General features: G+C 67.5%; 24 protein-coding genes. 13 read left to right on the forward strand and 11 right to left on the reverse strand.

Annotated features, from left to right (window positions below; translation table 11 throughout):
- The first annotated feature begins 80 nt into the window (after nt 1-80).
- Complete coding sequence (locus AC3WS6_RS11825) at nt 81-2084, forward strand: DUF262 domain-containing protein (RefSeq protein ID WP_492501197.1); 2004 nt, start codon at nt 81-83, stop codon at nt 2082-2084.
- Between the two features lies 1 nt (nt 2085).
- Nucleotides 2086-3333 carry an alpha/beta fold hydrolase gene (locus tag AC3WS6_RS11830; protein WP_492501198.1) on the forward strand — a complete coding sequence of 416 codons (1248 nt, stop codon included), beginning with the start codon at nt 2086-2088 and terminating at the stop codon, nt 3331-3333.
- Between the two features lie 262 nt (nt 3334-3595).
- Here the strand turns inward: AC3WS6_RS11830 and AC3WS6_RS11835 are convergent, their stop codons facing one another.
- The 3 genes from AC3WS6_RS11835 to glgA all read right to left on the reverse strand — a co-directional run bounded on the left by AC3WS6_RS11835 (nt 3596) and on the right by glgA (nt 5932).
- Entirely contained in the window at nt 3596-3853 is a 258-nt protein-coding gene (locus AC3WS6_RS11835; protein WP_028501712.1) for a type B 50S ribosomal protein L31, read from the reverse strand.
- 91 nt (nt 3854-3944) lie between these two features.
- Nucleotides 3945-4730, reverse strand: coding sequence for an ABC transporter ATP-binding protein (locus AC3WS6_RS11840; protein ID WP_492501199.1), 786 nt, complete (start codon nt 4728-4730; stop codon nt 3945-3947).
- A 17-nt stretch (nt 4731-4747) separates the two neighbouring features.
- A complete protein-coding gene (gene glgA / locus AC3WS6_RS11845) occupies nt 4748-5932 on the reverse strand; it encodes a glycogen synthase (protein WP_492501200.1) in 1185 nt (394 codons plus the stop codon).
- A gap of 69 nt (nt 5933-6001) precedes the next feature.
- Here glgA and glgC point away from each other — a divergent pair, with 69 nt between their 5' ends.
- From glgC to AC3WS6_RS11860, 3 genes are read left to right on the forward strand one after another with little or no spacing between them, the layout of a single operon-like run.
- Nucleotides 6002-7243: a glucose-1-phosphate adenylyltransferase gene (glgC, locus tag AC3WS6_RS11850; protein ID WP_492501201.1), complete on the forward strand. Its 1242-nt coding sequence runs from the start codon at nt 6002-6004 to the stop codon at nt 7241-7243.
- A 57-nt stretch (nt 7244-7300) separates the two neighbouring features.
- Nucleotides 7301-7936 carry a phosphoserine phosphatase SerB gene (serB, locus tag AC3WS6_RS11855; RefSeq protein WP_492501202.1) on the forward strand — a complete coding sequence of 212 codons (636 nt, stop codon included), beginning with the start codon at nt 7301-7303 and terminating at the stop codon, nt 7934-7936.
- 32 nt (nt 7937-7968) lie between these two features.
- Nucleotides 7969-8667: an alpha/beta fold hydrolase gene (locus tag AC3WS6_RS11860; RefSeq protein ID WP_492501203.1), complete on the forward strand. Its 699-nt coding sequence runs from the start codon at nt 7969-7971 to the stop codon at nt 8665-8667.
- Nucleotides 8668-8688: 21 nt separating this feature from the next.
- Here the strand turns inward: AC3WS6_RS11860 and AC3WS6_RS11865 are convergent, their stop codons facing one another.
- The gene (locus AC3WS6_RS11865; protein ID WP_492501204.1) at nt 8689-9399 is read right to left on the reverse strand and encodes a beta-ketoacyl-ACP reductase; all 711 of its coding nucleotides are present in this window, start codon (nt 9397-9399) and stop codon (nt 8689-8691) included.
- A gap of 139 nt (nt 9400-9538) precedes the next feature.
- On the opposite strand from AC3WS6_RS11865, the gene AC3WS6_RS11870 reads away from it, so the two are divergent.
- The 4 genes from AC3WS6_RS11870 to AC3WS6_RS11885 are packed head-to-tail and all read left to right on the forward strand — an operon-like array spanning nt 9539 to nt 11401.
- Nucleotides 9539-9991 (forward strand): DUF4190 domain-containing protein, encoded by a 453-nt coding sequence (locus AC3WS6_RS11870; RefSeq protein WP_492501205.1) that lies wholly within the window; start codon nt 9539-9541, stop codon nt 9989-9991.
- A gap of 53 nt (nt 9992-10044) precedes the next feature.
- The gene (locus AC3WS6_RS11875) at nt 10045-10401 is read left to right on the forward strand and encodes a DUF3099 domain-containing protein (RefSeq protein WP_492501206.1); all 357 of its coding nucleotides are present in this window, start codon (nt 10045-10047) and stop codon (nt 10399-10401) included.
- Nucleotides 10398-10592, forward strand: a complete 195-nt coding sequence (locus AC3WS6_RS11880) for a hypothetical protein (RefSeq protein ID WP_492501207.1) — start codon at nt 10398-10400, stop codon at nt 10590-10592. The genes AC3WS6_RS11875 and AC3WS6_RS11880 overlap by 4 nt, the downstream gene beginning before the upstream one ends.
- On the forward strand, nt 10589-11401 hold the full coding sequence (locus AC3WS6_RS11885; protein WP_492501208.1) for an SURF1 family cytochrome oxidase biogenesis protein: 813 nt from the start codon (nt 10589-10591) through the stop codon (nt 11399-11401). Before AC3WS6_RS11880 ends, AC3WS6_RS11885 begins: the two co-directional genes overlap by 4 nt.
- A 22-nt stretch (nt 11402-11423) precedes the next feature.
- Here AC3WS6_RS11885 and AC3WS6_RS11890 read toward each other — a convergent pair whose 3' ends face one another.
- Genes AC3WS6_RS11890 through AC3WS6_RS11905 form a run of 4 tightly spaced genes read right to left on the reverse strand, consistent with a single transcriptional unit; the run spans nt 11424 to nt 14647 of the window.
- Nucleotides 11424-11939 (reverse strand): HAD family hydrolase, encoded by a 516-nt coding sequence (locus tag AC3WS6_RS11890; protein WP_492501209.1) that lies wholly within the window; start codon nt 11937-11939, stop codon nt 11424-11426.
- 29 nt (nt 11940-11968) lie between these two features.
- Nucleotides 11969-12403, reverse strand: coding sequence for a cupin domain-containing protein (locus AC3WS6_RS11895; RefSeq protein WP_492501210.1), 435 nt, complete (start codon nt 12401-12403; stop codon nt 11969-11971).
- Nucleotides 12400-13017, reverse strand: a complete 618-nt coding sequence (locus AC3WS6_RS11900; RefSeq protein ID WP_492501211.1) for a pyridoxamine 5'-phosphate oxidase family protein — start codon at nt 13015-13017, stop codon at nt 12400-12402. The genes AC3WS6_RS11895 and AC3WS6_RS11900 overlap by 4 nt, the downstream gene beginning before the upstream one ends.
- Before the next feature lie 31 nt (nt 13018-13048).
- Entirely contained in the window at nt 13049-14647 is a 1599-nt protein-coding gene (locus AC3WS6_RS11905; RefSeq protein WP_492501212.1) for an ABC-F family ATP-binding cassette domain-containing protein, read from the reverse strand.
- A gap of 187 nt (nt 14648-14834) precedes the next feature.
- Here AC3WS6_RS11905 and AC3WS6_RS11910 point away from each other — a divergent pair, with 187 nt between their 5' ends.
- The 4 genes from AC3WS6_RS11910 to AC3WS6_RS11925 all read left to right on the forward strand — a co-directional run bounded on the left by AC3WS6_RS11910 (nt 14835) and on the right by AC3WS6_RS11925 (nt 18812).
- Entirely contained in the window at nt 14835-15455 is a 621-nt protein-coding gene (locus tag AC3WS6_RS11910) for a DedA family protein (RefSeq protein WP_492501213.1), read from the forward strand.
- Nucleotides 15452-16717, forward strand: coding sequence for a sensor histidine kinase (locus tag AC3WS6_RS11915; RefSeq protein WP_492501214.1), 1266 nt, complete (start codon nt 15452-15454; stop codon nt 16715-16717). Before AC3WS6_RS11910 ends, AC3WS6_RS11915 begins: the two co-directional genes overlap by 4 nt.
- Nucleotides 16714-17385, forward strand: coding sequence for a response regulator (locus tag AC3WS6_RS11920; protein ID WP_492501215.1), 672 nt, complete (start codon nt 16714-16716; stop codon nt 17383-17385). Before AC3WS6_RS11915 ends, AC3WS6_RS11920 begins: the two co-directional genes overlap by 4 nt.
- Nucleotides 17386-17495: 110 nt before the next feature.
- Nucleotides 17496-18812: an acyltransferase family protein gene (locus AC3WS6_RS11925; RefSeq protein ID WP_492501216.1), complete on the forward strand. Its 1317-nt coding sequence runs from the start codon at nt 17496-17498 to the stop codon at nt 18810-18812.
- Here AC3WS6_RS11925 and AC3WS6_RS11930 read toward each other — a convergent pair.
- The 3 genes from AC3WS6_RS11930 to AC3WS6_RS11940 are packed head-to-tail and all read right to left on the reverse strand — an operon-like array spanning nt 18759 to nt 20618.
- Nucleotides 18759-19352, reverse strand: a complete 594-nt coding sequence (locus AC3WS6_RS11930) for an energy-coupling factor transporter transmembrane component T family protein (RefSeq protein ID WP_492501217.1) — start codon at nt 19350-19352, stop codon at nt 18759-18761. The two genes, AC3WS6_RS11925 and AC3WS6_RS11930, sit on opposite strands and share 54 nt — an antisense overlap.
- Nucleotides 19349-20041 (reverse strand): energy-coupling factor ABC transporter ATP-binding protein, encoded by a 693-nt coding sequence (locus AC3WS6_RS11935; RefSeq protein WP_492501218.1) that lies wholly within the window; start codon nt 20039-20041, stop codon nt 19349-19351. The genes AC3WS6_RS11930 and AC3WS6_RS11935 overlap by 4 nt, the downstream gene beginning before the upstream one ends.
- Nucleotides 20031-20618, reverse strand: coding sequence for a biotin transporter BioY (locus AC3WS6_RS11940; RefSeq protein WP_492501219.1), 588 nt, complete (start codon nt 20616-20618; stop codon nt 20031-20033). Before AC3WS6_RS11940 ends, AC3WS6_RS11935 begins: the two co-directional genes overlap by 11 nt.
- Nucleotides 20619-20634 lie beyond the last annotated feature (16 nt).

The raw sequence follows: 20634 nt of genomic DNA on the forward strand, positions 1-20634 counted from the left end.
GCCGTGAATAAGCGAATAGACTGAACCGGGCGCCTGGCGACTCCTCGGCGCCGGGCGTTACGGGAGGACGAGACACCAGCATGAGCACTGCGACCAACGTCGAGGCGACAGCTGTCAACACGATCGATTGGCTCGCAGCAGACTCCACCACCATCGTCGTGCCGGTGTATCAGCGGCAGTACCGGTGGGACATCGGCGGGTGCGAGCAGCTTCTCTCGGACGTCCGCGCGGTCGCCCGTGAGGACTCGTCCCACCGCCACTTCATCGGTTCGATCCTGTCGGCGGCCGACGACTCGGATGCCGACACCGACCTCGTCCTGATCGACGGGCAGCAGCGCATCACCACCCTGATGCTCCTCGTCGCCGCGCTGCGGCACGCCGTGCAGGACACCTCCCCCGAACTCGTCGCAGAACTCGACCGGGTGCTCGTGCGCCCGGACGATGCGGCGCGCACCAAGCTGCGCCCGCACGACGCCTGGGCCGAGCTGTACGAGTCCGTCATCCTCGCGCGCGGCGATCATGCCGATCGCGAGTCGCGCTTCGACGACAACTATGCGTTCTTCCGCAGCCAGATCCACGCCGACGAGGTGCCGCTGATCTGGCGTGGATTGAAGCAGCTCGAACACGTGTCGATCACTCTCGGCACCGACGCCAATGCGCAGCAGATCTTCGAGAGCCTGAACTCCACGGGTGAACCGCTCCGCGATCACGAGCTGATCCACAACTACATCCTCATGGGTCTCACCCACACCGAGCAGCTCGACGTCGAGACACGGTTCTGGATGCCGATCGAACAGCGTACGGGCGAGACGATCGGCGCCTTCTGGCGCCATTTCCTCGTCATGACGACCGGGCGAGAGGTCGCTGCCAACGGCGAGCACGGCGTGTACAGCGCCTTCCGACGATCCTTCCCCCGAGTCGACCTCGAGCATCTCCAGTCCGAAGCCGAAGTATGGAGGCACTACGCCGAGATCTACGGCATCCTGCTCGATCCCTCGCAGGAGCAGGATCCCGAGATCGCGCAGCAGCTGCGCTTCGTCAACACCTTCGGACGCGCCTCGTATCCGCTCGTGCTCCGTGTCTACAGCGACCACTCGAGAGGGCTCATCGCACGCGCCGAACTCCTCGAGACGCTCGAGTGGATCCAGACGATGTACCTGCGCCGCACACTGGTCAATCTCCCCAACGAGAGGCTCGTGGCCCGTCTGTGCCGAGCGCGGGCGCACGGTCGTGACGCGCTGGCTCGCGCCTTCGCGCGCATCACCCCCTCGGACGAGCGCGTGAGCGCGGTGCTCAAGTACAGCGAGCTTCCGCATCCGGCCTACGTGCTCGGTCGGCTCGAGGGTGTCGACGACACGAGTGAGTACGACGTCGAGCACATCGTGCCCACCGTCCCGAGCGACAGCTGGTCGGGCGACGGCATCCGCCCCTGGCTCGAGTACTCCGACGACGAGCGCAATGCGCATCGCGCGCTCGCACCGACGCTCGGCAACCTCACCCTGCTCGAGCAGCACCTCGCAGAACGCGTGTTCGGCGAGTCCTACGCGGTCAAGCGCGACTCCGCCTATGCCCGCAGCACCGTCGCCGAGACTCGGGCGCTCGAACACACCGCCACGTGGGGCACCGCCGCGATCGCGGAGCGAACGGTCCGGCTGACCGCCGATCTGCTGCGCATCTGGTCGCGCCCTGCACTTCCCGAGATCGACGACGACGGACTCACCCCCATCCTCGATGCGGTCCGCCGCCGTGGTTGGCCCGCCGGGTGGGAACGCGAGTTCGAGTACGTGGAGTACCGGGGAGAGCGCTGGGAGGTCTTCGATGTCAAGCACCTCTTCAACCGCGTCTTCCGGCGGGCGTGGACCGATACCCGAGATGCGGCGATCGCGTACTGCACCGCGCACGGCGGTCCCATCTATGAGGGGATGGCCTGGAAGGGTCAGTGGGACCAGCTCGATGAGACGCACCATCTCTACATGGGGTGGGACTCGAACTACATGATGAACGCAGTCCAGGGCGTGCTTCATGAGGCGGACATCGCCTCGGAGGTCTTCGTCAAATACTCCTACATCGGGAATGTGATGTGACATGACCACGACGATCCGACGCCTCCTCGATCTGACCGTCGAAGAGCACACGCTCACCGTTCCGCTGGTCTGGGCGGATCCCACCGACACCCGCACGATCGAGGTCTTCGCCCGTGTCGTGACCCGCGAGGGGGGCGAGAGACTCCCCTACCTCGTCTTCCTCCAGGGCGGACCGGGCCATGAGGCACCACGCCCGTTCCACTCCTCGTCCGCCCCTGCGTGGCTCGATGAGGCTCTCGCGCAGTACCGCGTCGTGATGCTCGACCAGCGCGGCACCGGCCTGTCGACCCCGGTGGGCGACGCCGACCTCGAGCTGGGGGCCGCAGCCGTGGCTGAACGCCTCACCCATCTCCGCGCGGACTCGATCGTCCGTGACTGCGAGGCCGTGCGCGAGCACCTCGGCGCCGAGACGTGGAGCGTGCTCGGGCAGTCGTTCGGCGGGTTCACGGTGCTCGCGTACCTGTCGACCGACGCGGACTCGCTCGCCGACGTCTTCGTCACCGGCGGCCTCAGCACGGTCAGCCGGCATCCCGATGAGGTCTACGCGCTCTGCTACGACAAGATGCGCACGGCCTCTGAGCAGTACTATCGCCGATTCCCCGAGCACCGCGACGTCATGCGCCGTCTGGTCGATCGGGCGGATGCGGGAGAGATCGTGCTGCCTGACGGCGAGGTCGTCTCGCGGTCGCGGCTGCGGTCTGTGGGTTCCGCCCTGGGGACCGACGACGGATGGCAGACGCTGTGGTCGCTGCTCGAGCGCGATCCCGCATCGAACGCGTTCCGCCACGACCTCATGCACGCGATGCCCTACGGCGGCCGCAACCCGCTGTACTTCGCGTTCCACGAGTCCAGCTACTCGAACGGTCACACGACGCGGTGGTCGGCGGAGCGCGTGGAGCCCGACGACTTCCGTGACGACGTCACCCTGTTCACGGGTGAGCACATCCGCCGGGAGTGGACCGAGACCGTGCCCGCCTTCCAGCCGTGGCGGGACGTGACGCTCTCGCTGGCGGAGTTCGAATGGCCGCGCATCTACGATGAGGTCGCCATCGCCACCTCGGGTGCCACGGGCGCGGCTGCCGTGTACGTGAACGATGTCTACGTGCCTCTGGAGTACTCGCTCGAGACCGCCCGTCTTCTGCCCGATGTCCGACTGTGGGTGACGAGCGAGCACGAGCACAACGGACTGCGCTCGGGCCCCGTGCTGACGCGCCTCATCGATCTCGCCCAGGGCCGGCGCCTCCGCTGACATTCCCTCCCGACTCGTCTACGCCGACGGCATGGAAGATGTCATGGGCTGGGCGGCGCTGGCGATGGTGCTGCTGTCCGGCCCCGCCCTGATCGTCTTCGGGACGGGACCGTCAGACCAAGCGGACCGCACCCGCGCCCTCCCCTGGTGATCCGCCGAGTCCGATCATGGGCGATCGCATCACTCTCACGCTCTGACCATCCTGTACAGACGACGAAGGCCCCGTGTTCCGAGGAACACGGGGCCTTCGATCGCGGGGTCGTTACTTGGACGAACCGCCGAAGCCCTTGAAGCGCTGGTTGAACTTCTCGACGCGACCGGCCGAGTCCATGATGCGCTGCTTGCCCGTGTAGAACGGGTGCGATGCCGACGAGATCTCGACGTCGATGACGGGGTACTCGACGCCGTCGAGCTCGATGGTCTTGTCGCCCGTGACGGTCGAGCGGGTGAGGAACGTCTCTCCCGAACCGAGGTCGCGGAACACGACAGCCTTGTACTCGGGGTGAATGTCAGTCTTCATGGGATTCCTTAGTTGCTGCCCTGGATTGTGCCAGGGACGAGGGAAGTCTGCGGTGCAGAGAGCACCAAGGGTCGATTCTATCAGATCGCGATCAGGATGCCGCGCGGGCCGCGTAGCGGCCCTCTTCACTGCTGAGGACGATCGGCATGCCGAACGTCTCGGTGAGGGCATCGGCCGTGAGAGTCTCGGCGACGGGTCCGGCGGCGACGATGCGCCCATCCCGGATCAGCAGCACGTGCGTGAATCCGACGGGGATCTCCTCGACGTGGTGCGTGACCATCAGCATCGCAGGCGTCGTCGGCGATGAGGCATACCCGCTCAGCAGAGCGAGGAGCTCCTCACGGGAGCCGAGATCGAGCGACGCGGTCGGCTCGTCGAGCAGCAGCAGCTCGGGGTCGGTCATCACCGCCCGGGCGATCTGCACCCGCTTCTGCTCGCCGTCGCTGAGAGTGCCGAACGTGCGGTCGGCGAGTTGATCGAGTCGCCAGTCGCCGAGAACACGCAGCGCACGCCGCTCGTCGATGTCTTCGTAGCTCTCGTTCCACCGCCCGAGAACCGAGTACGCCGCCGTGAGAACGGTGTTGAGAACCGTCTCTTCACGCGGCACGCGCTTCGCCATCGCGGAGGAGGCGAAGCCGATGCGCGGGCGCAGCTCGAAGACATCCGTGCGACCGAGGGTCTCCCCCAGCACCGTGACGGTGCCGGAGGTCGGATGCATGAGCGTGTCGGCCAACTGGAGCAGCGTGGTCTTGCCCGCCCCGTTGGGTCCGAGGATCACCCACCGCTGATCATCGTCGACCTGCCAGGTCACGTGATCGATGATGTTGCGCCCCTCGCGGCGCACGACGACGTCGGTGAATTCCAGAGCGCTCGACATGCTCTCAGCCTATCGGCTCACGCGGTCAGCTCCGCGTACAGCGCGCGCGTGGTGTCGGCGATCGCGCCCCAGCTGAACTCATCACGAGCCCGCGCCCGACCGGCCTCGCCATACGCGCGAGCCTGCTCGGGGTCGGCGGTCACCTCGGTCAGCACCCGGGCGAGGTCTGCGATGTAACGCTCGGGGTCGACAGGCGTGCCCGTGCCGTCCTGGAGCTGCTCGATCGGCACCAGGCGTCCGGTCACCCCGTCATCGACGACCTCGGGGATGCCGCCGGTCGCCGTGCCCACGACGGCGGCGCCGCACGCCATCGCCTCGAGGTTGACGATGCCCAGCGGCTCGTAGACCGAGGGGCAGACGAATGTGGTGGCCGCGGTGAGGATCGCCGAGAGCTCGTCGCGCGGCAGCATCCGGTCGATCCAGACCACTCCCTCGCGGGTCTGCTGCAGCAGCTTGACGCCCTCCTGCACCTCCGCCATGATCTCGGGCGTGTCAGGCGCCCCGGCACAGAGGATGAGCTGCACCTCGGGGGGCAGCAGACGTGCCGCCTGGAGGAGATACGGCAGGCCCTTCTGCCGGGTGATCCGCCCCACGAACACGACGGACGGGCGGTTCGGGTCCATCCCGACCGATTCGAGGAAGGCCGGGTTCTGCACCGGACGCCAGCGGTCCACGTCGATGCCGTTGTGGATCACGCGCACCTTCGCGGGATCGACCGCCGGATAGCTGCGCAGGATGTCGGCCCTCATCCCCGCGCTGACCGCGATGACTGCGGCCGCGTTCTCGTACGCGAGCTTCTCGATTCCGCTCGACACCGCGTACCCGCCGCCGAGCTGCTCGGCCTTCCACGGACGCAGCGGTTCCAGGCTGTGCGCGGTGAGCACGTGCGGGATGCCGTGCAGCTGCGAGGCGATGTGGCCGGCGAAGTTCGCGTACCAGGTGTGGCTGTGCACGACATCGGCGTCCGAGATCGCGGCGACGATCTCGAGGTCCGTGCCGAGGGTCTGCAGCGCGGCATTCGCCGATGCGAGTCCGGAGGGCGTGCGGTAGGCGAATGTCCCCTCCTCGTCACGCGGAGATCCGAACGCCCTGACCCGTACATCAATATTCTGCCGGAGGGCCGTGACGAGCTCCGCGACGTGCACACCCGCACCCCCGTAGATCTCCGGCGGGTATTCCTTCGTGATCATCTCGACGCGCATGTCTAGACGGTAGTGACTCAGTTGTCCAGATGCTAGTTCGCCGAGCCGAATCGCATCTATGGTTGGTGCATGTCCGCACCAAAGAAGATCTTCGGCATCATCCTCGCCGGCGGCGAGGGAAAGCGTCTCATGCCCCTCACGGCCGACAGGGCGAAACCTGCAGTGCCGTTCGGCGGACAGTACCGATTGATCGATTTCGCGATCTCGAACCTCATCAACTCGGGTCTGCGCCAGATCGTCGTGCTCACTCAGTACAAGTCGCACAGCCTCGACCGTCACATCTCGCAGACGTGGCGTATGTCGGCACTGCTCGACTCGTACGTCACGTCGGTGCCCGCGCAGCAGCGTCTCGGCAAGCGCTGGTTCTCCGGCTCCGCCGACGCGATCCTGCAGAGCCTGAACCTCATCAACGACGAGAAGCCTGACATCGTCGTCGTGATCGGCGCCGATCACGTCTACCGCATGGACTTCCGACAGATGCTCGACGCGCACATCGAGTCGGGCGCGAAGGCCACGGTCGCCGGCATCCGGCAGCCGCTCGCCATGGCCTCCCAGTTCGGCGTGATCGACGCCGACACGGAGTCGGGTCGCATCAAGCAGTTCCTCGAGAAGCCGACCGACATCGCGGGTCTCGAGGACTCGCCTCACGAGGTGCTCGCCTCGATGGGCAACTACATCTTCGACGCGGATGCGCTCATCGCCGCGGTCGAGGCCGACGGAGAATCCCCGACCTCGGGCCACGACATGGGCGGCGACATCGTGCCCTACTTCGTCGACCGCGGTGAGGCCGGCTACTACGACATGAAGCGCAACGACGTGCCAGGCTCGTCTCCGCGCGACCGCGCGTACTGGCGTGATGTGGGTACGATCGACTCCTTCTTCGACGCGCACATGGACCTGATCTCCACGCTGCCGATCTTCAACCTCTACAACATGGAGTGGCCGATCCATTCGCAGGCGGTGAACTCGCCTCCCGCGAAGTTCGTGCGCGACTCCGTCGGGCGCATCGGCAACGCGATCGATTCGATCGTGTCGCTGGGCTCGGTCCTCTCGGGGACGCACCTCGAGCGCAGCGTCGTCGGGCCGTGGACGCTCGCCGGCGGAGGCTCCACCATCACCGATTCCGTCGTCTTCGACGGAGTGCGCGTGGGAGCGGGCTCCCGCGTCCATCGTGCCATCCTCGACAAGAACGTGGTCCTCGCGGACGGCGCGACCGTCGGCGTCGATCGTGAGCGAGATCTCGCTCGCGGGTTCACCGTGACGGAGTCGGGCATCACCGTGGTCGGCAAGGGGATGTTCATCGAGAGGTGACGCCGTCTCCGCGCGACGTCGTGCACAGCGGGGGTCAGCGGTCGATAGGCTCGAGACGTGACCGCTGCGCGCTTCCTCGTCGTTCTCGATGCCGACTCCACCCTCATCCGCAACGAGGTGATCGAACTGATCGCCGATGAGGTCGGCCGGGGCGCCGAAGTACAGGCAGCCACGGAAGCCGCGATGCGCGGCGAGATCGACTTCGCCACGAGCCTGCGCTCCCGCGTCGCTGCACTCGAAGGCGTGCCGGTGTCGGGGTTCGCGCGCGTGCTCGCGCGCATAGAGCCGACCCCTGGGGTGCGCGAGCTCACTGCGGCCGTCCATGAGCGCGGCGGTGTCGTGGGAGTCGTGTCCGGAGGGTTCCACGAGATCCTCGACGACGTCGCACCCGGGCTCGGAGTGGATCGGTGGCGCGCGAACCGCCTCGAGGTGGTCGACGGCGCGCTCGCCGGTCGGGTCGACGGCGAGATCGTGGATGCCGCGGTGAAGGCCGCGACGCTGCAGGAGTGGGCTGATGAGCTCGGGGTGGCCCGGCACGCCACGATCGCGATCGGCGACGGAGCCAACGACCTGCAGATGATGGCCGTCGCCGGTCTCGGGCTGGCCTTCAACGCGAAGCCTGCCGTGCGCGCGGCGGCGAGTCTCGTGATCGGTCCGCAGGACCTCTCCGAGGTCATCCCGCTGCTCCCCTAGCGGATGTCGGAGGCCCCGTCTAGCGTCGGGGCATGGACATCATCCTCATCCCCGGTCTCTGGCTCGACGCGTCCAGTTGGAGCGAGGTGACCGCCGACCTCGAGCGCGCGGGCCACACCGTGCATCCGCTCACCATGCCGGGAGTCGGTCGTCCGGCTGTCGAATCGTCCGACATCGGGATCGCCGAGTGGGTCGACGCCGCCGTCGCCGCAGTGGACGCGATCTCAGGACCCGCGGTCGTCGTGGGTCACAGTGGCGGTGGGAACGTCGCATGGGGCGTCGCCGACGCCCGCCCCGACCGCGTGGCTCGAGTCGTCTTCGTCGACACCGTGCCGCCGCCCTCGGGATTCGGCATCAGCGAGTTCGAGACCGTCGACGGCGTCGTCCCCTTTCCGGGGTGGGACTTCTTCCCCGCAGAAGACGTCGATGACCTCGACGACGCGACCCGGGCACGCACCGCCCCGCTCACATGGAGTGTGCCCGCGCTGGTGCCGACCGATCCGATCGCGCTGAGCAACGAGGCGCGACGCCGGGTTCCCGTGACGATGCTCATGGGAGGGATGGACCAGGCGACCCTCGAATCCGAGCTCGACCAGTGGGGTCCCTATGCGGACGAATTCCGAGCGATCGACGACGTCGAGGTCGTGCGCATCGGCTCAGGGCATTGGCCGCAGTTCTCGGTCCCGGGCAGGCTGGCAGAGCTGATCGACTCAGCGGTCACGCGCCGCTGACATCGACGCTGTCGGCTCCGCTCAGTGCCCCATCCCGAGGCCACCGTCGACGGGGATGACCGCACCCGAGATGTATCCGGCGTCGTCGCCGGCGAGCCAGGTGACGACGCCGGCGACCTCATCGGGCGTTGCAAACCGCCCGGCGGGAATGTTCGCCTTGTACTGCTTCTGAGTCTCTTCAGGAAGCTCTGCCGTCATGTCCGTCTCGATGAACCCGGGCGCCACGACGTTCGCGGTGATGCCTCGACCGCCGAGCTCGCGTGTCAGCGACCGCGCGAACCCCACGAGTGCACTCTTCGACGCCGAGTAGTTGACCTGGCCGGCCGAGCCGTAGAGGCCCACAACGCTGGAGATCAGGATCACTCGGCCGAAGCGGGCCCGCAGCATCCCCTTCGAGGCGCGCTTCACCACCCTGAAGGTGCCGCCGAGGTTCGTGGCGACGACGCTGTCGAAGTCGTCCTCGCTCATGCGCAGGAGCAGCGTGTCCTTGGTGATGCCGGCGTTGGCGACGACGATCTCGACCGGTCCCAGCTGCTGCTCCACTTCGGTGAAGGCCGCATCGAGCGCCGCCGCATCCGTCACGTCGGCCCGCACGGTCAACGTCCCCTCGGGGCCTTCGCCGGAACGTGCAGTGACAGCCACGCGATAGCCGTCGCGCACGAAGCGCTCCGCGATCGCCCGGCCGATGCCGCGGTTTCCTCCGGTGACGAGCACGACGCGCTGAGAACTCATTTCCATCCACTCCTGATCTGGCCGGCGGGATCTGCGGCCTGGTCGTGATCGATCCTACCGAGCATGGTGCTGCCCTCTCTTCCCGACGTTTGACACGCTCCACCTGCCCTGGAACCCTGAGAGCGACGAAAGGCATCACGTGACCGACAGCAGCAGTCCTCTCCCGCCGAGCGGGAATCCACCGGTCGCTCCCCCGATCCCACCGGCTCACACATACCCACCGGCGCAGACATACCCACCGGCGGCGCCCGCGCCTCTCCACCCCACGTACCCCGTATACGGCGGTCAGTACGTACCCGCGCCCCAGCCCACGAGCGGACTCGCTGTCACGTCGCTCATCTGCGGAATCGCGGGCGTGCTCCTGTTCTGGCTCTTCGTCCCCCTGCTGGCGTCGATCGCGGCAGTCATCACCGGGCATCTGGCCATCCGTCAGGTCAGGACGAGTCCCGGGATGAACGGTCGGGGCATGGCCATCGCCGGCATCATCATGGGATACGTCATGGTGGCGTTTCTGGTGCTCAGTATCGTGTTCACACTGTTGAGCATCGTGTTCGTGGGGGCCTTCACTCTGCCCTTCATCTTCGCCTCCTGAGTCCTCGCGAACGGCGCGCCGTTCGCGCCAGGTCGGCGTAGGCTTGACTCATCGTGAAGAGCAAGCACCTGGTCCCGGCTGTCACCTCCCTGCCGCAATCGCCGCAGGCTGAGGCAGACCACCGTGTGCGCCGATACGCGCTGACCATGACGATCCGAATCGTCTGTTTCGCCCTCATGATGTTCGTGCAGCCGTATGGCTGGTACACCTGGGTGTTCGCCGCTGCCGCTGCGGTACTGCCCTACATCGCCGTCGTGTTCGCGAACGCCGGAAGCGACAGCACCGAGACGACCGCAGAATCCCCGCTCCAGGAGATCGAGGCGCCCGCGCCCGTGGTCGAGGAGCCGCCGACATCGCCGTCAGACCCGCAGGTCATCACGATCCGGGAGAGCGGCCGGGACGACGCGTGAACGAACTGGAGTGCTCGCGCGCCGGATGCCGGAACGCGGCGACGGCTCAGGTGGTGTGGCGGAATCCGCGGATCCACGCCGCCGATCGAGAGAAGGTGTGGCTCGCGTGCGCCGAGCACGTCGAATTCCTCCGCGACTATCTGGCGGCCCGTGACTTTCCGGTGACTGTGAGAGACGGTGTTCCTTCGTGAGCTCCCGACTGACCCGCTGGGCGATCTACGTCTTGATCGCGATCGGCTTCGCGATCGCATGCGCTTTCCTCTCCCAGTGGCAGTTCGACCGCAATGAGTCCAGAGCCGAGCAGATCTCGCTGGTCGAGCAGAACTACGATGCCGACCCCGTTCCTCTGCTCGATCTCATCGGCACCGACGGCGAACTCGCGGCCGGCGATGTCTGGCACCCGGTGGTGCTCACGGGCGAGTACCTGAGCGACCAGCAGCTGCTCGTGCGGAACCGCCCTCATGGCGGCACGAGCGCGTTCGAGGTGCTGGTGCCGTTCCGTGACTCAGACGGGCGCATCATCATCGTCGATCGGGGTTGGGTGCCGCCCGGCGACGGAGAGTCTCCGGATGCCGTTCCCGCTCCTCCCGACGGCGAGGTCGAGGTCATCGTGCGTCTGCGGCCGGGCGAGCAGCTGCCCGCCTCGGGGCGCGGCGCACCGGAGGGACAGGTTCCGACGATCAATCTGCCGTCGATCGCCGAGATCATCGGGGGCGATGTCGTGACCAGCGCCTACGGTCAGATCGTCAGTGAGAGCCCTGCTCCGGCCGTCGCGCCGAGTGGATTCGACTCCCCCACCGACGATCCGGGCCCGCATCTCTCGTATGCGATCCAGTGGATCCTCTTCGCGCTCATGGGCTTCATCTTCATCGGGTACATCATCCGCACGGAGATCGCGAAGCATCGTGAAGACCTCGAAGGTGCCCCTGCGGTGGCGAAGAAACCCCGTCGGCGCGACAGCGACGCGGCTGTCGAAGACGAGCTGCTCGACGCACACTGACCCAGCACGTCATCGCTGCGGGCTATCGCGAGGCGTGTAGAAGCGGCTGCAGCTGGTCCAATGAATCGATGCTCAGTCCGAGGTCGGAGTGCGTCTGGTGGCCTGCACCGAAGTGGATGAAAGGGGATCCGAGCTCGTGCGCGATCTCGCGGTCATGATTCGTATCCCCGATCAGCAGCACCTGCGCAGCAGGTAGTCCCGTCTCCTCCAGCCATCGTCCGATGACGTCTCTCTTCGAGGCGCGGAGAGGATCGTCGATCGCGAGAACCCGCTCGAAGGTATCGGCCACGGCATGGGGCGCGAGTTGGAGGTCGAGCAGCGCAGACAACGTGGCGGATGCCAACACCTGTCGGATCCCCAGAGCGCTGATGTCAGCGAGCGTCTGCCGCGCATGCGGCTGGAGCTTCGACTCCGAGGCCCGGGCCTCGAGACGCTGCAGGTACGATGCGACCGCTGCCGCGAAGCGATCGTCACCGATGCCGACATCGGCGTAGAAGTCGCGGATGGGAAAGCGAAAGACAGACCGATATTCGATCACGTCGGATAACGGAGCCTCGCCGATTTCCCTCAATCCGTCCACGGCATCGGCTTCTCGGGCAGACGCGCACTGTCATCGGGGAGATGCGGCAGTTCTTCGCCACCGGCCCTGATGCACAGCCAACGAAGTTCTCCCGCGCTGTCGGGACGGCAGCGCCAGGTGCGGGCCACTCCCTGACCGACTCGGATCACCGTGCCCGGCCCGACCTCCACGACCTGGTCATCGAGCCCCATCTGACCGCGTCCGTCGAGGAACACGTAGAGCTCCTCGACGCGCGAATGGGTATGCCAATACCCCGCCTCCTCACCAGGGACGAGTGCATTCGCGGTGAGACCGATGTACTGCATCGTCAGCTCGTGGTCGACGACCCGACGCCCATCACGCGAGCGCGCCGCATCGAAGCCGCCATGGTGCTCGCGCCACTCGTCGAGGGCGCCGATCTCGACGATCTCGAAGGCGCTCATGACGTGCCCCCGACACCGGTCAAGTCGGCAGCTCTGCCGCTGATCGTGTGCGTCCAGCCATCGACAGCGGCCTCGTAGACGAGACGGGTATGACGTCGATCACGCTCGCCCTGCCAGAACTCGATGCGGGACGGGATGACTCGCCACAACACCCAGTCCCCGTCTGCGACGCCTGCCCGCGCAGCGGCCGAACGGGCAGCGAGATCGGCGGCGCTCTCCGCTGCTGTCGCCTCCTCCACGCGGCCGCGCACTCGGACAGCGCGAACCTGCGGCTGCCACCAGAAGTTCAGCGCCGCCGCCGGAGACTGGGCGAGCTGCTCGCCTTTGCGCGACGACCTCGTACTGGCGAATCCCCATCCGCGATCGTCGATCCTCTTCAGGATGAGCGTGCGCGCATCCGGGATACCGTCGGCGCCCACGGTCGCCAGGGTCGCCGTGTGCGGCTCGGCCACTCCCGCCGCAGCTGCCTCGCCCACCCACCGGGCGAAGAGATCGGCAGGATCGTCCGGCAGAGCGCGGGTGTCCCACTCAGGGGCTGTCCCGGTCAGGGCATGCCGCCCTCTCAGCCAGTCGTTGAGGTGGGCAAGGTCGAGATCTGAGTCTTCATGCGTCACACCGTCGACTATGCCACGAGAGCTCCGCGGGTCAGGCGAGCTCGATCAGGTCCTGATACTCCTGGCTCCAGATGTCCTCGACTCCGTCGGGCAGGATGAGCACGCGCTCGGGGTTGAGGGACTGCACGGCGCCCGGGTCGTGCGAGACGAGCACGACGGCCCCCTCGTAGTGTGCGAGTGCCCCGAGGATCTCTTCTCGCGATGCGGGATCGAGGTTGTTCGTCGGCTCATCGAGCAGCAGCAGGTTGGCCGAGGACACGACGAGCGTCGCGAGCGAGAGACGCGTCTTCTCGCCACCCGACAGCACACCCGCCGGCTTCAGGACATCGTCACCGGTGAACAGGAACGAGCCGAGCACCTTGCGCGCTTCCATCTCGGTGATGTGCGGCGCCGCCGACACCATGTTCTCGAGCACCGAGCGGTTGACGTCGAGGTTCTCGTGCTCCTGCGCGTAGTATCCGACCTTGAGCCCGTGTCCCGGCTCGAGCTGCCCCGTGTCGGGCTGGTCGACGCCGGCGAGCATCCGAAGCAGAGTCGTCTTTCCCGCACCGTTCAGACCGAGCACGACGACCTTGGATCCTCGGTCGATCGCGAGATCGACATCCGTGAAGATCTCGAGCGAGCCGTACGACTTCGAGAGTCCCGTCGCCATCATCGGCGTCTTCCCGCACGGCGCCGGCTTCGGGAAGCGCAGCTTCGCCACCCGGTCTTCCTGGCGCACGTCGTCGAGACCGGCGAGCAGCTTCTCGGCACGAGCGATCATCTGGTGAGCGGCTGCGGCCTTCGAGGCCTTCGCGCCGAAGCGGGCTGCCTGCAGCTGCAGGGTCGTCGCCTTCTTCTCAGCGTTGGCGCGCTCCTTCTTGCGGCGCTCCTCATCTGCCACCCGCTGGCGCAGATAGTTCTTCCAGTTCATGTTGTACGTGTCGATGATCTGGCGATTGGCGTCGAGGTAGAACACACGGTTCACGGTCTCGCCGACGAGCTCGACATCGTGGCTGATCACGATCAGCCCGCCCTTGTAGTTCTTGAGGAACTCGCGCAGCCACACGACGCTGTCGGCGTCGAGGTGGTTGGTCGGCTCATCGAGGATCATCGTCTCGGCGTCGGAGAACAGGATGCGCGCGAGCTCGATACGCCGACGCTGACCTCCGGAAAGGGTCGAGAGCGGCTGGTCGAGAATGCGGTCAGGCAGCGACAGGTTGTTGGCGATGGATGCTGCCTCGGCCTCAGCGGCATAGCCTCCCTGCGCTTCGAACTCCTCGGTGAGACGCGCGTAGCGCTTCATCGCCTTCTCAGCCACCGCGGGGTCGTCCGAGCCCATGGCCATCGAGGCCTCGGTCATCCCCAGGTTGAGCTGGCCGAGCCCACGCGCGTCGAGGATGCGCGTGCGCGCGAGATCCTCGGGGTTCCCGGACCGCGGATCCTGCGGCAGGTAACCGAGCTCTCCGGACCGCGTGACGCTGCCGCCGGAGGGAAGGACATCGCCGGCGAGCACCTTCGTGAGGGTGGTCTTGCCTGCACCGTTGCGTCCGACGAGACCGATCTTGTCTCCGTCGCTCACACGGAACGACACGTTCTCCATCAGGAGGCGTGCGCCCACGCGGATCTCGAGTTCGTGCACGGCAAGCACAGGCGGGATGTCCGTTCTTTCAAGGGGATTCGGGCCGAGGGGCCAAACTCCCAGTATAGATCGCCCGGCTGGGTGTTCAGTCGACGTGCGGGCCCCGGGGGCGATCCGCGCATCTACCTCTGCGGGGGGATGCGTTCGATACCTCAGGGTGATGCCCCACGGGCGCTCGACTTTCTAGCCTTCTGGGGTGGATGTCATCAACGAGCTCATCATGCAGACCGTCGCCTCGCCCTGGCTCTATCTCGTGCTGCTCGCGGTGACGGTCATCGACGGGTTCTTCCCACCGATTCCGAGCGAGACCGTGCTGGTGGCGGCCGCAGCGGTGCTGGCCTCTTCCGGTGATCTCTGGACGCTTGTTCCTCTCGGGCTCGTCGCCGCCGTCGGTGCGACGATCGGCGACAACATCGCCTTCGTGCTCGGGCGTCGGCTCGGCACCACTCGCTGGTCCTGGATGCGTCGCCCTCGCATCGCCTCGGCGTTCGACCACGCCGAACGCGCGCTCGCTCAGCGCAGCGCGGTGCTCATCCTCGGCGCTCGCTACATTCCTGTGGGTCGTGTCGCCGTGAACATGTCGGCCGGCGCGCTGGGCTTCCCCTGGCGGCGTTTCGTTCCTCTGAGCATCGTCGCGGGTCTCAGCTGGAGCGCACTGAGCCTGGCGATCGGAGGTCTCGCCGGGTCCTGGATCTCAGATCAGCCGCTCGTCAGCGCCGGAATCGGCATCGGAGTCGCGCTGCTCATGGGCCTCGTCATCGATCGCGTCGCCGCCGCCCGGCGTCGACGCGCCCCAGTCGTGCAACTGGCAGGATGACAGTCATGGTACGTCGTCGGCCGCGCACGGCGCGCGCTCCCCGCATCAGCCGTCGCACGGCCGCCCTGGCGGTCGTCGGTGTGGTGAGCGTCACACTCTTCGCCGTGCTCGTCCCGGTCCAGACCGCGCTGTACGGCACCGCATTGCCGTTGTCGTTCATCCTGGGAGCCGCTCTGTGCACCGCGCCGATGCTCTCGCTCCGGCATCCGCGGTGGGCGATCGCGGTGTTCTGCGCAGCCGCGTTCGCTCTCCCTCTGCTGGTCGTCTCGGACCAGGCGACCGAGGCGCCGTGGCCGTGGTCGGTACCGGCGCTTCTCACCTTCGTGCTCTTCGTCGGAATCGTGACCTTCGTGCATGGCGCACGTCTGGGCGCGGTCCCGCTCGCCATCGGCGCGCTGCTCTCACTCACGGCTCCGCTGCTGCGCCCCGAGATCGTCTCCACTCCCCCTACCGCAAGCAGCGCCACCGCCGACCTGATCGTGACGACATCGGTGGCCGCCGCCATGTTCCTCGTCGCCGTGCTGGTCGCAGGACGGGTGAGGGTCTCGGCGGAGCTCACGAAGGAACGCGAGCACTCTGCGCTCGAGGAATCCCGCCGAGTGCTCGTCGAGGAGCGCACCCGAATCGCCCGCGAACTGCACGACGTGATCGCCCACAGCATGTCGGTGATCCAGGTGCAGGCGTCGACCGCTCGCTATCGACTCCCCGAGATCGGCGACGCCGCGACTTCGGAGTTCGAGAGCATCGCGGCCACCGCACGGGAATCCCTGACCGAGATGAGACGGATGCTCGGCGTGCTGCGCACCGAGGATCAGACGGCCGAGCTCGCACCGCAGCAGCGGATCGACGATATTCCGGCGCTTGTCGAGACCATCCGCCGCGCCGGCGTGACGGTGGGGCTCGAGATCACCGGTGCCGTCGCCGACACGCCGCCGGCTGCGCAGATCGCCGCCTTCCGCATCGCGCAGGAGGCGCTCAGCAATGCCGTGCGGCACGCGTCCGGCGCTGCCGTCACGGTGCGCGTGCAGGCCGACCCGCGCGTGATCGGCATCCGCGTCCGCAACGGTCGGGCCGCGGGCCCGCCGGCGGCTCCCGGCGGGGGCTATGGACTCCGCGGCATGCGCGAGCGCGTCGAGCTCCTCGGCGGGTCCTTCACCGCCGGCCCCACGTCCGACGGCGGGTGGGAGGTCGCTGCCTCCCTGCCGGTGCATGAGAGTCGGTCGAGCGCGACCACCACCCCGATCACCGAGGAGAACCCGTGACCATCACCGTGCTCATCGCCGACGACCAGGCGATGGTCCGCGCCGGCTTCGCGGCGCTGCTCGACGCGCACGAGGGAATCCGGGTCGCCGGCCAAGCCGCCGACGGAGCCGAAGCGATCACCCTCGCTGCCCGCCTCGATCCCGACGTGATCCTCATGGACGTGCGGATGCCGCAGATCGACGGCATCGAAGCCACACGACGCATCCTCGGCCCTGGCTACCCTGCGGCGCATGTGCCGAGGATCCTCATGCTCACGACCTTCGACATCGACGACTACGTCTACGACGCGCTCGAGGCCGGCGCGAGCGGATTTCTGTTGAAGGATGCGCTTCCCGAGGAGCTCGTGCACGCGGTTCGCGTCGTCGCCGCAGGCGATGCACTGCTCGCCCCCAGTGTGACCCGGCGCATGATCGAGCAGTTCGCCGGACGACGGCCGCGCACCGCGAAGGCGGCGACCGCTCTCGCCGGGCTGACAGACCGGGAGCGCGAGGTGCTGGTGCTCATCGGGCGCGGCCGGTCGAACGGCGAGATCGCGTCCGATCTCTTCATCGCCGAGCAGACCGTGAAGACGCATGTCGGAAAGGTGCTCGCGAAGCTGCAGCTCCGCGACCGCGTGCACGCCGTGATCCTCGCCTACGACACGGGCCTCGTCGAGCCTGCATCCTGAGGCACGGCCGTGGATCACACCACGGTAGGGGTGCGGACAAGCCCCGAGTGTGATCCCCCGATCCGCACCGCGTCCATACGCTCCTCGGACACCCATCCGAGGAGGAATCCATGGCCATCGTCGAGGCACCGCCCCGCACTGCTCACCTCGCACCGCTGCCAGGGGCACGCGACGACGGGATCGACCTGCTGCGCGCGGTCTGCGTCGTGGGAGTCGTGGTGCTCCACGCGCTCATGGTCGGCGTGACCGTCGCCGACGGGAGCCCTGTGTTCGCGAACGCGAGCGAGGGCGCCTGGTGGATCATCCCTGTCAGCTGGGTTCTCCAGGTCATGCCTCTGTTCTTCATGATCGGCGGCTTCGCAGGCTACGTCTCCTTCCGACGGTCGGAGGCACGGGGAGCCACCGCCTCCGCGTTCATCGCCGCTCGAGTGCATCGGCTGCTGACACCCGCGCTTTTCGCGGTCGCGCTCGTCGGCGTGTCACTCGCGGCGCTGAGTATCGCCGGTGTTCCTGCCGAGGTCATCGCGATCGCGGGCTTCCGCTACAGCCAGCCGCTCTGGTTCCTCGGAGTCTTCCTGGCGTGCCAGGCTCTTCTCCCCCTGCTCGCACAGGCGCACGCGCGCAGGCCGCTGCTGACAGTGGCCGCGCTGGTGACCGCATCGGTCGCCGTCGACGCCGCGCGGGCGAGCAGTGCGATCGATGCCCTGGGCTTCGTGAACCTCGCATTCGTGTGGCTCGCGCTGCAGCAGATCGGATTCTTCCTTGCGGACGGCTCGGTCCACCGGCTGCCCAGAGCAGTGCTCGGGACTGCCGGCGCGATCGCGCTCGCGGCGCTCGCAGCCACCTTCGTGACCGGGATGTACTCGCCCGACCTCATCGCCAACATCAACCCGCCCACCGCAGCCCTGCTCCTCGTCGGGGTCGTGCATCTCAGCGCCGTCTCGCTGCTGCGTGGCCGCATCGAGACCCTCAGTCGCCGCGCGGCTGTCGCAGCCTTCTCGGCGTTCGTGAACCGTCGCACCATGACGATCTACCTGTGGCACATGCCGGTACTGCTCGCGATGGCGGGGATCTCGGCCGCGCTCTCGCTCGCTTCCGGGATCGTCCTGCCGGAGCCGAGCGGCTTCAGCTGGTGGGTGTCGCGCCCGCTCTGGCTCGCCGTCGCGCTGGCTCTGACGGCCGCGATCTCGGTCGCCCTCGCCCGCCTCGAGGCGCGGAGAGCGCCTCTGGCCACCGACTCGTGCGGCAGGACCGTCGTCGCCGCTGTGATCGGCGTCGCCTCGATCGTCCTGCTTCTGGTCGCGGGCACGACGATCCTGACGGCAACCGTTGCGGTCGCCGCAATGGTGCTGTCGCTTCGCCTCGCCCGCCGATCAGACCAGACCGCGGGCGGCGAGAGCGTCACCGACCTCGTCCGCGTGGCGTAGCGTCCGGACCAGGAGCGGCACGGTGCCTCGAACGCCGAGGCGGAGGCCTCGTGCGCGCTGGGCCTCGCGCACCGCGTGGGCGAAGCCGGCCACAACGGGGACCATCGTGAGGGTCAGCGAGATCGTCATCGCCACGGCGTCGGCGTCGACACCGACGCGACGCAGCGGTCTCAGCATCCGATGCAGCACGGCGAGCAGGTCGCCCATCGGGGTGGTGATCGTGAGCAGAGAGGCCAGCAGCAGCAACGAGGTCACCCGGGCCGTGCTCACCCACGCCATGAGCGGTGAAGCGAAGATCCACAGTGCTGCACCGAGCACGGCGATGAGCCAGCGCAGTCGCCACACCTCGGCCAGCAGACGCGTGACCGGCAGACCGGCGATGAAAGAGAGCGCGCACACGATGCCAAGCGAGACCGTCACGCTCATTCCATCGTGCGGGAGTGCAGATGAGACGAGCGCGAGCACCGCGAAGAGCCCGAGCTTGAGCCCTGCGGGCAGTCGGTGGACGATGCTGGTGCCGGGCCGGTACGACTGGATCATCCGCACAGCTCGCGATACTCGGCCACGACGTCTGCCGGATCGCCCGAGGCGACGAGCGCACCCTCCTCGAAGAGCACCGCCTGGTCGCATCTGGCGGCCAGATCGAGGTCATGGGTGACGATGACGACCTGCGACGGCAGCGCGAGCAGCAGATCCGAGATCCGTCGTGCGTTGCGCAGGTCCAACAGCGTCGTCGGCTCATCTGCCACGACGAGCTGCGGCTCCGTGATCAGGACCGACGCGAGCGCCAGCATCTGCTTCTGCCCTCCCGACAACTCGGACGCGGGCACCTCCGCCCGATCGGTCAGCCCGTGCTCGCGCAGAGTCTCGGCGACGCGCCTGTCGACCTCCCCTCGCGGCGAGCCCCTCAACGACAGCGCGAGGTCCTCGGCCGGTGTCGGCATCAGTATCTGTGACTGCGGGTCGGCGAACACGAAACCCACTCGCCGTCGCAGCGCCTTCACATCCCGGCGTGAATCGAGATCGTGCACCGTGACGCGCCCTGCATCAGGGAGCACGAGTGCGTTCAGCAGGCGCGCGAACGTCGACTTGCCCGAGCCGTTCGCCCCGATGACGGCGATCTTCGGGGCGGCGAGCTCGATACTCACATTCCGCAGGATCGACCGCCCGTCCCGCTCGACCGTGACGCCGTCGACCGAGATCGATCCGACGGTCGTCTCAGACCGCACGGACAGTCGCGGCCACTGATGCGGGACGCATGCCGAAAGCACGGGGGTAGGCCCGCCGCAGCGCCAGAACCATGGCCGTCGCCGCGGCCGCCTTGAGCAGATCGCCCGGGAGGAACACGAGACTCGCGAGCGCGGTCGGACCGAGGTCGACACCGAGCACGAGGGCTGTGACCGGGACGCCGCACAGGTACACCACGACGATGCCGCCCACGACGACCCCGAGAGCGACCCGCCACCAGCTCATCCGACCGCTGCGCACGATCAGACCGATGACGATGACGCCGACGACCCATCCCAGAAGATATCCGGCGGTGGGACCGGCGAAGACCGCGAGACCGCCACGACCGCCCGCGAGCACCGGGAGTCCGATGGCGGCGAGAACCAGCACCAGGAGAACCGAGAGCGGCGCCAGACGGGGGCCGAGCACGGCACCTGCGAGCATCACCCCCAGAGTCTGCGCGGTGATCGGCACCCCGCCGGGGATCGGGATCGTCACCATGCCGAGAACCACGATGAGGGCGGCGAACAGCGCCACTCTGGCCAGTTCGCGACCGAGGTCGTGTGTGTGATCACCCATTTGTCGAATGCCTTCC

The organism is Microbacterium sp. EB106-03-03-XG65, assembly GCF_058791955.1.